We start from the raw sequence: 12,281 nt of genomic DNA, 5'->3' as shown, positions 1-12,281 counted from the left end.
TCTCGAACTCGGAAGGATCCATCATGTTGCTGGAAACCATCGAACTACCGACCGATGAGCACTACGCACGTAACCTCATCGACGGAAGGTGGGTGTTTCCGGCCGCGCCTTACGAGTACGAGATCCGGAACCCCTCCGACAGCACGATCACCGCGGTTGTGCCCCTCTCGTCGCGATTCGACGTCGACCGGGCGATCTCGGCCGCCGGTGACGCGCTGTCGGGACCATGGTCCGAGCTACACACCCGGGACCAGCTGTTGGCTCTGTTGCTGCACCGGCTCGCCGAGGCGGCACCCGAGCTGGCGCGCCTGCAGTCGACCGAGACAGGTCTCGGGTACGCCGATTCCCTCGCCACTATCGAATCGACATTGAGGATCGCTCGCGCGATCCTCACCCGGGAGGTCCTGCACCCACGGCCCACACCCGCAGGCATCTCCGGGCACGTATTGTCCTGGGGGGCACCGTTCTCGGAGATGCTCCTGAATGTTTTCCCGGCACTGGCCGCCGGAAACACCGTAGTGGTCAAGCCGTCGCTGCGCGGTCCCCTGTCACCGGTGGCGGTCGCGTTCATCGCAGACCGGCTGGGATTTCCCGCCGGCGTTCTCAATATCGTGCAGGGCACCGGCGTCGACGTGGGCGCGGCGCTCATCAGTAGTACCGCACTGAAGACGCTGCACGTGCGGGCGAACGAGTCCACCCTGAGCCGGGCCAGCCGAGCTGAACGCCGGACACACGTGCCCCTGCGGACCCTGACCGGCGGCGGCAACGCCGCGATCATCTACCCCGGGCTCGGACAAGACAAATTCGCGACGATGGCCTCCGCCATCGCGGAAGCGGTTCGGGTCCACAACGCGGGCGGACCATTCGGTCTGCACACCGTCGCGGTGCACCGGGACGTCGCCAAGAATGCCATCGCCGCGGTTCTCGGCCAGCTGACCCTCTTCAACAATCGTGCCGCTCCCCTGCCCAGCGAACCCATCCGGCGGCGGGCCTTCGACCGGATCGACGAGTTGGACGCCGGCGGCGGGCGAGTACTGCTGGGGGGAACGATTCCCGATGACATCAGGCATCGAATGGGGTGGCGGCTGCCCACCACGGTCATCGACCTCGGCGACGCGACGTCAAAGGCCGCGGCAAAGGCACTGGCCCACTCCCGTGAACCACTGGGACCCGTGCTCACCATCGTCCATTGGGACACCCTCGCCGACCTCGACAGGGTATTCGACGCTCGGCGCCATCGTGACGGCTACGCATCGATCTGGGGGGACGACTCCGCCGACGACCGCACCCGGTTCGGTGTCGCCGCCCGCGAACAGGGACCGCAAAGTGCCATGTACGGCGGCCTGGTACCGGCCGCATGGACAGGGGAGTCGGCGCATCGCACTACCGGCGAGGTGGCGTCATGAGCGGGCCGCCGGTGCTCGACGACCCGCAGGCCCGGTCCGGACTTCGGTTGGACTTCGTGTTCATCACCGATCCCCTTGACGGGCTGGCACCCGCGCACGACACCACCATCGCCTTGATGGAGGAAGCGCAGTTGGCCGGCCATCGCGTGTTGACCACGACGATCGGCGAGCTCGGCATCGATCGAGGGCGCGCATTCGCCCGTTGCCGGGAGGTGACGTTACGCCCGGCGGTCTTGAGCGAAGACAAGTGGATCGCCGACACCGACTGGTACACCAGTGGCGCACCCCGCCGCCTCCCTCTCGACGAGGTATCGGCAATCTTCATGCGGACCGACCCTCCGGTCGACAGCAACTACCTTCGAGCCACCTTCATCCTCGACATGGTCGATCCCACCACGACGCTGCTGATCAATTCCCCTGCCGGGCTCCGCGACGCGAACGAGAAGTTGTTCGCCCTGCGGATGCCCGAACTGGGTCCCCCCACCCTCGTCTCCGCGGACAGAGACGAAATAGTCGAAGCCGTACATTCTTGGGGCACAGCAGTTCTCAAACCCACCGACGAAATGGCGGGCCGTGGCATCATGCTCCTGCGACCGCATGACCCGAACCTGCACTCGATACTCGACACCGCCACCGTCCGCGGTGGCCAGCACGTGGTCGTCCAGCAGTACATTCCGGAGGCGGAGACAGCGGGAGACCGTCGCGTGATCGTCCTCGACGGAAAACCGATCGGATCCGTCCGCCGCATCGTCGAGACCGGTGGCGCCGGCGACGAATTCCGGTGCAACATGGCCACCGGTGCACGCGTCGTGCGCGACACCGTGACCGCCCGCGATCGTGACATCTGCAACACACTCGGACCCGAGCTCGTCAGGCGCGGACTCGTGTTCGTCGGAATCGACATCATCGGAGACAGGCTCACCGAAGTGAATGTCACCAGCCCCACAGGAATCCGCGAGATCGATGCGCTCAGCGGAACCCACCTGGCAGCCGACACGATCGAATGGGCGGTTGCACGGTGCACAACCATGACGGAGATGCGATGAGCACGGCGGTCCCACCGAAACAGCGCGAGCAGATCGTCGTCATCGGCGCCGACGCCGCGGGTATGAGCGCGGCCCATCAGGCGCTGCGCAGCGCGAAAGCCGCGGGACGCGACGTCGACGTGATCGCGCTCGAGAAGACCTCCGACACCTCGTATTCTGCCTGCGGAATCCCGTACCTGGTGTCCGGGACGGTCGGCACGACCGACGAATTGAGCGCTCGCACGCCCGAGAAGCATCGGGCGATGGGGGTGGACCTCCGGATGAACGTCACCGCAACACAGATCGACCTCGATACTCGCACGGTCACCTACGCCCACAACGCCGGAGGTGAGGAGGAAGTTGTTCGATTCGACAAGCTTGTCCTCGCCACCGGTGCCCATCCGATCATCCCGGAGTGGGCGGTGACCGACGGGGGTGAGCTGGTGGGAGGCGTGCACCCGGTCAAGGATCTCGATCATGCCCGGCACTGGCTCGATCTCGTCTCTCGCCGGTCACGCGATGGAATAGCCATCCGCCGCCGCGCGGTGGTGGTGGGCGGCGGGTACATCGGCGTCGAAATGGCCGAGGCGATGGTGCAACGCGGATTCAGCACCACCCTCCTGACGCGCAGTGCTGTGATGAGCAGCCTCGACAGCGATATATGAGTGAGAGGGTGCGCGAAACCGTCCAAGCCGGCGGAGTTGACGTCGTCACGAACACCACGGTCGCCGATATCGACATCGACAGCATCGACGGCCACGTTCGGTCGGTCACCGGCAGCAACGGACAGGTCTACCCCACCGACGTCGTCGTCCTCGGACTCGGTGTGCACCCGGCCACCGAACTCGGCGTGGCCGCGGGATTGCCCATCGGCGAACGCGGCGGCTACTTGCCCAACGAGCGACAAGAGGTCGCCAAAGGCGTATGGGCGGCCGGGGACTGCTGCGAGGTCATCGACCGAATCCGGGGGAAGTACGTCCTTGCACCCCTGGGCACCCACGCGAACAAGCAGGGTCGTATCTGCGGGTACAACACGGTTGGCGGATCGCACGAGTTCCCTGGTGTTCTGGGCACCGCCATTACCCGGTTCGTGTCCGCCGGCACTCACGTGGAGGTCGCCCGTACAGGCCTCGGTACTCGGGAGGCGACCGAGGCGGGGTACGACGTGGAGTCTCTGGTCACTGTCGGCGGCACGGCGAGTGGATATATGCCGGAGCGATCACCGATCGCCACCAAGATCATCGCCGACCGTCGTACGCGCCGGATGCTCGGTGTGCAGATCGTGGGCGGGGCGCAGTCAGCCAAGAGGATCGACACTGCCGCCGCGGTGCTGTGGGGCGAGATGAGCGTCGACGACCTTGCCGCGATGGATCTCTCGTATGCCCCACCGTTCGCCACGGTGTGGGAAGCGATTCAGCTCGCCGCCCGCCGATTGTCGGATCGGATGTGACCGCGCCGAACCAGCACCGCTTCGGGACGAAAGGCGCAGTTGTGGACAGTGTGCCTGAGCCGATGCCGATGGAAGACCTGCTCGTCGAACTGAACTGTTGGGCCGGTGGGATCGGGGCCCGCGAGGCGCGGCCAGGGGTGACCGTCTGCCGGTTCGAGGAGCCGGGTCCGTATTCGTGGGAGCCGGCCCATGGCGTCACCTTCGGTCTCGTCGCCCAGGGGCGACTGTCCGTGGACATCGATCGCACCGCGCACGGATGCGGCCCACTCGAGGGAGTCGTCTTCACGGACCGTCTGTGCCCCGCGATCGAAGTAGTCGCGGCCTCCGCCGACCATCCCTTCCTCGCGATGTTTCTGCAGATCGACGCGGCGATCATTCGCCGCATCTCGACGGATGTCTTGGTCAGCGATGCCGCGGCGGTGCCGATGGCCCGGCGTGGCCGTGCGGGCGGCAATCAGTGCAGCGGCACCTTCGGTGTCGATGCGCGACTACTCCACTCGGTTCTCCGGTTCCTTCATGCACTCGATGGCGAGTTGGACGAGCGAGTGCTAGCACCGATCTGTTTGCAGGAGATCGTGTATCGCCTTCTGCAGATCGTCAGCTGTCAGGATCCGCTCGAGGTTGCTTCACGCGAGTCCGACGTGGATCCTACGCGGGCGGCGATCGAGTACATCAGGTCTCACCTCACTGAATCGATGAGTGTGAGTGACATCGCGCGGGAGGTTCAGCTGAGTGAGTCGGCATTTGCGCATACCTTCCGTGCGACGATCGGCGTGAGTCCCTACCAGTTCCTCAAATCCGAGCGGCTGGACGCTGCTCGACGCATGCTCATCTCCCGTTCCGGCATCAGTGTGAGCGAAGTTGCACGCGCCGTGGGCTATTCGAGCGCGTCCCACTTCATTACAGAGTTCAAGCGCCGGTACGCGGTCACACCCCGCGAATATGCGAACGGGAAGTACTCCTGCGCTGCGCTGGAGGCCCTCGACCGTCAGGACGGCACCCACGCGAGAACAGCAGAAATAGTGCACTTCCCGGCAGGCAACTGATACGCGAAGGCCGGCGGATATCGTACGGCCGATTTGACGCCGCGACGCATCTCATACGACGCAATCTGTACGGCACTGAATCTGGGCAGACTTCCGAACTAAAAGGGTTGCTGCGGAGCTGAACTCAAGGAATGGGAGATCGACAATGCCGGCGAAGAAGATCGTTCTGGGGGTGGTAGCCGCAGTAGGTTTGATGCTGTTCCTCTTTCCCCTCGTTTCCAGCATGCTGCAGAAGACCCAAGGTGTGGAAGAGCTCACGGGTAGCCTGCGGACCAGTTTCGAACCGACGGCGTTATCCCAGACGCGCACCGACATGGACACGATCCAGGCGATGGCCGATCAACTCCAGACCGAAACACTGCCGGCCCTCCCCGGCGCGCTGGCGATGACACCCGACCAGTTCCAGAGTTACATGGGCGAGAACTTTCCACAGGTCACCCACGGTGTCGGTCAGCTCGACACGATCCTGCCCAAGTTCCAGGCGCTGGTCGCCGGTTTGGAGACACAGGCGCCGAACTTCCGCAGCGCTGATCAGATACCGACAAACTTTCTGCCCAGCGCGACGGTGCCGTTTCTGTTCTACGTTCCGGGAGCGGTCCTGTTCCTGGTAGCCGGTGGAGCACTGATCCGAGGCGACCAGCGGCGGACATCTCTTGCACGTGCAGCGCTGCTCACAGCCACGACTGTCGGCGCGGTCTTCATCATTGCCCCCCTCCTGCTGTCCGTTCCGCAGAAGGCGCACGCCACCGATGAGCTCACTGGAGCGTTCGCTACGGTCTTCACCGGCGAAGGCGCGGCCGCCGTGCGCGCCGACATGAACGTCATTCAAGACATGTCCGATCAATTGCAGGAGCAGACACTCCCAGCGCTCGCGGGAGCCTTGAAGATGGACACGGCTCAGTTCCAGAACTTCATGTCGCAGAATTACCCCGACGTGGCCACCGGCGTCGGAGCGCTCAACACCGTGCTCCCCCGCTTCCAGGGACTTGTCGGCGGCATCGAAGGGAACGTCGGGAGCTTCCAATTGGCATCCAGTATTCCCACCTCCCACACGGCGACGACCACCCTGACCCTGTGGTTCCTTGTTCCGGGCGCGGTCTTGGTGGCCGCCGGCGTGCTCGGGCTGGCTTTGCGTGAGCCAAATCGTTCCCCCCAGCCGAGGCCCCGCGAAAGTTCGCTCGCCGTCTCCTGAAAGGTGGTGCGATCGGCCGCGGGAGTGGGGTGAGTGCTCTAGTGCACTCACCCCCACCCCATGCGGTGCCCACGCGGGCGAGGGCTGGCGTGCGTGGTGGAAGTGCGTGCGCTGCCCGGTCAGCCCTCGACAAGAGATCCCAGACCGACGACCACTCAGACGCCGCACACACCGAGGAATGCGATGTCGAGGGTCTCGAATACTGAACGCTCGCTACACCGTGGATCCACCGGAGCTCCGGTGGATCCACGGTCTCTGCCGCAGTCGGCTATATGTACTACTGCGCCAGCTGCATAGCCCAGCTCGGCTCGATCATTCCTGTTCCCACCAGAGTGTGCCGGCCTCTGAATCCTCGTCGTCGTCCAGAGGCCAGCCGCCGAAGGTGGCGCCGGTCAGAGTGAGAATCGCGGTGAAGAACTTCTCCAAGAATGGCACGAAAGTCTGCTCTCTGTCCCCAATGGGACCATGTGTGTTAGTTGCTGCACGGCGCTCTCCCCGCGGCGTGCCGACCCGGTGATTCGCCGAAGCAGGCATGGGCATTGCCATGGGCCCTCACCGGGACGGACAGGGGGTTACGCCGCGTGATTGGCGGGCGCCAGCATCGGCACCAGAACCGAGTGAACCCCCGTCACACTGAGCATCTGCCGGATCGGGCCGCCTTGGCACAACTGGGAAGCCAGCATTCGTTCGCGGCACCGCTCGGGATTGGCGGTCCTCGGATCGATCGGGATCCCGATCAGTATTTCCGCTGACGTTGCACTCCGGCTCGCATCTACCAGTAACGATTCCTCGTCGACCGCCCGGATGGGCACGTCGCGTCGGCCGCGTACCGAACCGATGATCACTACGACGTAGTCGTCGCCGTCATGGGTGAAGGTAATCAATCGGCAGTGGCGCCCGGCAACCACGAGTCTGACGTCCAGGCCGCGCTGTGGCAGATCTCCCGCCGTATCACCTTGGACCCGTCGCAGTCCCGACGTTGTCGAGGCTCGATGCCCCGCCCCGATGACGGTTCGCCGTGAGGTCCAGCTGAAAAATTCGTCTGTCGCGTCCATTGGTCGCGCCTCTTCTGTGCATCCGATCGTCCTGCCGGGCCTGCACCCGATCCCAACATTGTGTTGTGGATCACATAATCATAGGAGTGAAAAGATCGCTAGTCAATTATTCACCGTATAGACTTTCTTAGTAGTGAAAGGTTTCCTGCCAGGCAGATGTTAGCCGAGCAGAACTGGCACAGCAATCAGGACGCCCGGCCGGTCGGATGCAGTACCGGACCATGCCAACCAGACCCCAGGGCGCACTGCTGCGTCATGCGGCTTCCGGTCCGGACCAGTCGACGGGTCGTGAGGTGTGTACGAATGAAAAGACAATCGGAGTTGGTGGCGCCAGCCATCCGCGGGGACGAGCCCGGATCACAATGCCGACTGTGGGATCTGATCCTCTGGTCGGTGATCGTGATCGCAGCGGCGGTAGGTGTTGCGGCGGTGCTCACCGCCCGATGACCAAGCCGCACCGGAGCTGCCAGTAGTTGGCCGCATGAGTTCCGGTTTCTCTGCCCGCAGTCCGGAGCCGCGGCTGACCTCCTGGCACACTTCACCGGCCCGGCCCGGCCCGGGCCGCCGGCATGCTGCTGTGCAGGATTCGGCGGCCCCCTGCACGGAGCGCGCGTGGACGCACTCTGCCACCGTTCCAAACAACACAGGATGACGGAGCGCCGCGGCTTCTGACCGCTATGACATCGGCATTTTCACAAGCTCAACACAGGCCACAATCAAGATGGGACCGAAAGGAACAGCGGTGAACGAGTTCGACACGATCCTGGTCGAGCGTACCGGGCGGGTCGGTACGGTCACACTGAACCGGACCAAGGCGCTCAACGCCCTCAACACTGCGATGCTCGCGGACGTCATCACCGCGCTCGACGACCTGGAGAACGACGCCGGGATCGGAGCCATCATCCTGACCGGCTCGGAGCGGGCTTTCGCGGCCGGCGCCGACATCAAGGAGATGCGTCCCCGAACCTACATCGATGTGTTCGCCAGCGACTTTCTCGCAGGTTGGGAACGGTTGGCAGCGGTACGTAAGCCGACCATCGCTGCCGTAGCCGGATATGCGCTCGGCGGCGGCTGCGAGGTGGCGATGATGTGCGACTTGGTCATCGCCGCTGATACCGCGAGATTCGGCCAGCCCGAGGTCACCTTGGGCGTGATCCCCGGTCTCGGTGGCTCACAGCGCCTTACGCGGGCAATCGGCAAGGCCAAGGCCATGGACCTACTACTGACCGGACGCACTATGGACGCGGCGGAGGCCGAGCGCGCCGGACTGGTCAGCCGTATCGTTCCCGCCGAGCAACTGCTCGGCGAGGCGCAGAGTATCGCCGAGGCGATCGCATCGATGTCGTTACCGGTCGCGATGCTGGCGAAGGAAGCAGTCGATCGTTCCTTCGAGACCACTCTCGGCGAGGGATTGCGCTACGAACGGAGGGCTTTCCATTCGACGTTCGGACTCGACGATCAGAAGGAAGGCATGTCCGCGTTCATCGAGAAACGCGCACCGACCTTCACCCACCGCTGAGTGCCGACGGGGCCGCTGTCGCGCCTCCACCCCGCCCGGCCATTCATCGCGCTGCAGGTGGGTCCCTCACTGCGCTCCTGCGCTACCAGGTCCACCCGCGGCCCGGCGGGCACAACGATTCTGCTGACTCGTTGCAGATTCTCACGATGATCACCCGGACGTCCACCGCCACCCTGCTCCGCCTCTGTGTAATCAGAAGGACCTCCCGCCGCGCTGCCGCGGTCACCACCTGCAAAGGAATGCCAATGACCCCCCAGCATCATATCGACCACCCCACAGAGGGACTGCTCCGCGAGATCACCGACGAGGAGCGGGCGGATTTCGCTGCCAATGGAGTTACTCGTCTCAAGGCCGTAATCGCTGCGTCGTGGATCGACTACCTCCGGACCGCGGTGGATCGGCTGATGACCGACGTTCACGCCACCTCTCAGAACTACACGACCCCGGGTCAGCCTCGCTTCTTCTCCCAGGCCTTTCCTCGCTTCGTCGACTCGGCGTTCGACGCCTGGGCTCTGTGCGGACCGACCAAGAACATTGCCCGCCAAATCCATCCTGCAGTGAGGTCGCTACGGTTCTTCTACGACCAGGTGTTCGCGCAGGAGCCGGGGTCGGCCCAGGGTGCGCCCTTCCACCAGGACTACGCCTATCTGCCTATCGACGGCGATCAGTACTTCCGTATCTGGGTCCCGCTCGACACCGTCACGACCGACAACGGTGCCGTTCACTACCTGAAAGGCTCACACCTCGGTCCGGTCTACCGACCCCGCAGTTTCAGCGGCAATCCTGAGGTTGCTGCCGTCTATCAGCGTTCGCCCTACCCCGAACTACCCGATTTCTCCGCCGACTACGACCGCCATGAATGGTTCATCGGTGACGCCGAGCCGGGCGATGCGCTACTGCACCATCCCAAGACCGTCCACGGATCGCCCGCCAACCATTCCAGTCGCCCCCGCCGTGCCGTAACAACGATCTTCGCCGGCGACCAAGTCGTCTGGGATCCGAGGCCGGGCACCAGCTTCGACCATATTGCCAGCATCGGCGGGTTCTCTGTCCCTCCGATGACCCCCGGCTCACAGATCAGCGGCGACATGTTCCCCGTTGTGTGGCAGAACCCCCGCGCCATGACTGAGAGGTTCCGGCACCACCGGCCGTCTCCCGCGAAGCGGTAGCTGATCACGCCCCCGGGCGGTGGCTTAGAGCGTGTCTCATGTGGGCAGCTTCTTGAAGCAGGTGAGTGCCGCGGCGAGGTGGAGAAAGCCGGCGAAGTGTTCGCCGTGGCGTTCGTAGCGAATGGTCATGCGCCGGTAGCCGGTGAGCCAGGCGATGGTGCGTTCGATCTTCCACCGGTACCGGCCGAGGCGATCGTTTCGCTCGATGCCGCGGCGGGCGATCCTCGGGACGATGCCTCGTTCGCGCAGCCACCGTCGGTGAATGTCGTAGTCGTAGCCCTTGTCGGCGCGAAGCTTTCCCGGTTTGCGTCGGCGGGGTCCGCGCCTTGACTTCGTTGCCGGAATCGCTGCCACCATCGGTTGCAGCATCGTGCTGTCGTGGGTGTTCGCCCCGGTCACACCCACGACCAGTGGGATTCCATTCGTTTCGGACAGAACGTGGATCTTCGATCCCTTCTTGCCGCGGTCGACCGGGCTGGGGCCGGTCAGTGATCCCCCCTAATGAGAGCCAGCGAGTCCGCTCATGCGGCAGACTCGTCACCGGTAGCGGCGGGCAGGTGAGCACTCTTCCCCCCTGGACCTGGAGTCCTGAAAAAGAGCGTGCCCCTGCCCGTCCGCCGGGAGAACGGAATCGCTGATGGGATGTCGTGCCCGCTCCGGCGTGAGCACTGCTTCATTAGGGCGCTGATGGTTCTTCCGCACGCTGCCCGAATGTGGTCGAAGTCGAGGACGATGGGAGGAGTCTCAATGCAGTTGTTCGTCGGAGATGACTGGTCGGAAGAGCACCACGATGTCGAGCTGATGGACCCGGCCGGGCGCAGGCTCAGCAAGGCCCGGCTTCCGGAAGGAGTGGCCGGGATCGCACGGTTGCACGCGATGGTCGGCGACCAACTCGGCGACGATGTCGACGAGTCCGAGGTGGCGATCGGAATCGAGACCGACCGCGGCCCGTGGGTGGCGGCGTTGGTGGCCGCCGGCTACACAGTGTTCGCGGTGAATCCGTTGCAGGCAGCTCGCTTTCGAGAGCGCAGCGGTGTCTCGGGCGCCAAGAGCGACGCCGCCGACGCACACATGCTGGCCGACATGGTCCGCACCGATTCCCACCAGCTGCGGCCGGTGGCCGGCGACAGCGCCGAGGCCGAGGCAGTCAAGGTCCTCGCCCGGGCCCACAAGACCCTGATCTTTCGAACGCACCCGCCAGACCCAGCGACTGCGGCACGCGCTGCGCGAGTACTTCCCGGCCGCATTGGAGGCGTTCGACGACCTCGATGCCGCCGATGTCCTCGAGCTGCTCGGGAAGGCGCCGGACCCGGCCTCGGCGGCGCGACTGACACGCGGGCAGATCACCGCGGCGCTACGGAACGCCCGCCGCCGCGACATCGAGACCAAGACCGATCGGATCCAGGCAGCCCTGCGAGGTGAGCAGCTGGGCAGGGCGGCGGTGATCACCGCCGCCTACGCGGCCACCACCCGCTCCGCCGTAGCGGTTCTGTCGACGCTGAACGCGGAGATCAGAGCATTGCAAGGGCAGGTCGATGCCCATTTTGGCCGGCACCCGGACGCTGAGATCATCCTGTCCCAGCCGGGGCTCGGATGGTCGCTCGGTCCCCGGGTGCTCGGGGAGTTCGGCGACGACCCGGAACGGTATGCCACCGCGAAGGCTCGCAAGAACTACGCCGCCACCAGTCCGATCACCCGAGCCTCCGGCAAGAAGAAGGTCGTCGCGGCCCGGTTCGTCCTTGGGCGATCGGCTCGTCGATGCGCTGAACTCGCAAGCGTTCTCGGCCCTACACGCTTCTCCCGGCGCTCGTGCCTACTACGACAAACAACGCGCCCGAGGTCTCGACCACGGCCCTGCCCTGCGGCAGCTGGCCAACCGGCTCGTCGGCATCCTGCACGGATGCCTCAAGACCCGCACCCACTACGACGAAACGACGGCCTGGTCGCATCACGTCGAGAAGGCTGCTGCTTGACACCCAAGCTCCTGGGATGTCTTTTCGCCCGAACGCTTGCCGCATCCAGGATCGCTGCCGTCCAGTCGAGTTCACCCGCGCTACCGAGCCGATCGAGCACCTCGCGATGCAGTTTCTCGAACACCCCATCCCGCACCCAGGCACTGAACCGTCGATGCGCGGTCGGCACGGTCACTCCGAACGAGGGCGGCAGGTGCCGCCACGCGCATCCGCTGGTGAGCACATACACGATCGCGGTGAACACCGCCCGGTCATCGGCCGGCGCACTGCCACCTCCCTGCGGCCGGGCGACAAAAGGCGGAATCAACGGTTCGACCATCTCCCACAGCGCATCCGGAACCAACCTCAGTGACAACTCATCTACCACGCGTCACATTATGTCCCACGTATCACTTCATCCACATGAGACACGCTCTTAGCCACTCCCGACCACATGTGGACCGAGG

11 protein-coding genes and 3 pseudogenes are annotated in these 12,281 nt (G+C 64.7%); 10 read left to right on the top strand and 4 right to left on the bottom strand.

The genetic code is table 11. From position 1 onward, the window contains the following. The first annotated feature begins 23 nt into the window (after positions 1–23). The 6 genes from JVH1_RS41520 (at position 24) to JVH1_RS41495 (ending at position 6,119) form a co-directional block, all read left to right on the top strand. Positions 24–1,406 carry an aldehyde dehydrogenase family protein gene (locus JVH1_RS41520; RefSeq protein WP_009760392.1) on the top strand — a complete coding sequence of 461 codons (1,383 nt, stop codon included), beginning with the start codon at positions 24–26 and terminating at the stop codon, positions 1,404–1,406. Next, positions 1,403–2,452, top strand: a complete 1,050-nt coding sequence (gene gshB, locus JVH1_RS41515) for a glutathione synthase (protein WP_083849765.1) — start codon at positions 1,403–1,405, stop codon at positions 2,450–2,452. The genes JVH1_RS41520 and gshB overlap by 4 nt, the downstream gene beginning before the upstream one ends. Continuing rightward, positions 2,449–3,096, top strand: a complete 648-nt coding sequence (locus JVH1_RS41510) for an FAD/NAD(P)-binding oxidoreductase (RefSeq protein ID WP_009760390.1) — start codon at positions 2,449–2,451, stop codon at positions 3,094–3,096. Before gshB ends, JVH1_RS41510 begins: the two co-directional genes overlap by 4 nt. Next, positions 3,093–3,881, top strand: a complete 789-nt coding sequence (locus JVH1_RS41505) for an FAD-dependent oxidoreductase (protein ID WP_371113170.1) — start codon at positions 3,093–3,095, stop codon at positions 3,879–3,881. The genes JVH1_RS41510 and JVH1_RS41505 overlap by 4 nt, the downstream gene beginning before the upstream one ends. 41 nt (positions 3,882–3,922) lie before the next feature. Beyond that, positions 3,923–4,927, top strand: a complete 1,005-nt coding sequence (locus JVH1_RS41500) for an AraC family transcriptional regulator (protein WP_009760388.1) — start codon at positions 3,923–3,925, stop codon at positions 4,925–4,927. Positions 4,928–5,072: 145 nt separating this feature from the next. Further along, positions 5,073–6,119 (top strand): hypothetical protein, encoded by a 1,047-nt coding sequence (locus JVH1_RS41495; protein WP_009760387.1) that lies wholly within the window; start codon positions 5,073–5,075, stop codon positions 6,117–6,119. A 312-nt stretch (positions 6,120–6,431) separates the two neighbouring features. On the opposite strand, the gene JVH1_RS41490 is transcribed toward JVH1_RS41495, so the two are convergent. Next, complete coding sequence (locus JVH1_RS41490; protein ID WP_257016439.1) at positions 6,432–6,554, bottom strand: hypothetical protein; 123 nt, start codon at positions 6,552–6,554, stop codon at positions 6,432–6,434. 137 nt (positions 6,555–6,691) lie between these two features. After that, the gene (locus JVH1_RS41485) at positions 6,692–7,174 is read right to left on the bottom strand and encodes a hypothetical protein (RefSeq protein ID WP_237735176.1); all 483 of its coding nucleotides are present in this window, start codon (positions 7,172–7,174) and stop codon (positions 6,692–6,694) included. Positions 7,175–7,477: 303 nt separating this feature from the next. On the opposite strand from JVH1_RS41485, the gene JVH1_RS41480 reads away from it, so the two are divergent. The 3 genes from JVH1_RS41480 to JVH1_RS41470 all read left to right on the top strand — a co-directional run bounded on the left by JVH1_RS41480 (position 7,478) and on the right by JVH1_RS41470 (position 9,862). Continuing rightward, the gene (locus JVH1_RS41480) at positions 7,478–7,621 is read left to right on the top strand and encodes a hypothetical protein (RefSeq protein WP_009760382.1); all 144 of its coding nucleotides are present in this window, start codon (positions 7,478–7,480) and stop codon (positions 7,619–7,621) included. Between the two features lie 295 nt (positions 7,622–7,916). Beyond that, entirely contained in the window at positions 7,917–8,693 is a 777-nt protein-coding gene (locus JVH1_RS41475; RefSeq protein WP_009760381.1) for an enoyl-CoA hydratase, read from the top strand. 245 nt (positions 8,694–8,938) lie between these two features. Next, a complete protein-coding gene (locus JVH1_RS41470) occupies positions 8,939–9,862 on the top strand; it encodes a phytanoyl-CoA dioxygenase family protein (protein ID WP_009760380.1) in 924 nt (307 codons plus the stop codon). 36 nt (positions 9,863–9,898) lie between these two features. On the opposite strand, the pseudogene JVH1_RS41465 reads toward JVH1_RS41470, so the two are convergent. Beyond that, positions 9,899–10,360: pseudogene (locus JVH1_RS41465) on the bottom strand (IS5 family transposase); the annotation flags it as partial. 249 nt (positions 10,361–10,609) lie between these two features. Here JVH1_RS41465 and JVH1_RS41460 point away from each other — a divergent pair. Then, positions 10,610–11,835, top strand: a pseudogene (locus JVH1_RS41460) (IS110 family transposase). Positions 11,836–11,854: 19 nt separating this feature from the next. Here the strand turns inward: JVH1_RS41460 and JVH1_RS41455 are convergent. After that, positions 11,855–12,202, bottom strand: a pseudogene (locus JVH1_RS41455) (transposase); the annotation flags it as partial. Positions 12,203–12,281 lie beyond the last annotated feature (79 nt).

The sequence above is a fragment of the Rhodococcus sp. JVH1 genome (assembly GCF_000280725.2).
Taxonomy (GTDB): domain Bacteria; phylum Actinomycetota; class Actinomycetes; order Mycobacteriales; family Mycobacteriaceae; genus Rhodococcus_F; species Rhodococcus_F jostii_A.
This window is presented reverse-complemented; position numbering and strand designations above follow the sequence as displayed.

What these genes read in the sequence shown, in the direction of transcription:
- JVH1_RS41485 (WP_237735176.1), bottom strand. Translation starts at nt 7,174, where the DNA reads ATGGACGCGACAGACGAATTTTTCAGCTGGACCTCACGGCGAACCGTC.
- JVH1_RS41495 (WP_009760387.1), top strand. Translation starts at nt 5,073, where the DNA reads ATGCCGGCGAAGAAGATCGTTCTGGGGGTGGTAGCCGCAGTAGGTTTG.
- JVH1_RS41480 (WP_009760382.1), top strand. Translation starts at nt 7,478, where the DNA reads ATGAAAAGACAATCGGAGTTGGTGGCGCCAGCCATCCGCGGGGACGAG.
- JVH1_RS41470 (WP_009760380.1), top strand. Translation starts at nt 8,939, where the DNA reads ATGACCCCCCAGCATCATATCGACCACCCCACAGAGGGACTGCTCCGC.
- JVH1_RS41510 (WP_009760390.1), top strand. Translation starts at nt 2,449, where the DNA reads ATGAGCACGGCGGTCCCACCGAAACAGCGCGAGCAGATCGTCGTCATC.
- gshB (WP_083849765.1), top strand. Translation starts at nt 1,403, where the DNA reads ATGAGCGGGCCGCCGGTGCTCGACGACCCGCAGGCCCGGTCCGGACTT.
- JVH1_RS41520 (WP_009760392.1), top strand. Translation starts at nt 24, where the DNA reads ATGTTGCTGGAAACCATCGAACTACCGACCGATGAGCACTACGCACGT.
- JVH1_RS41505 (WP_371113170.1), top strand. Translation starts at nt 3,093, where the DNA reads ATGAGTGAGAGGGTGCGCGAAACCGTCCAAGCCGGCGGAGTTGACGTC.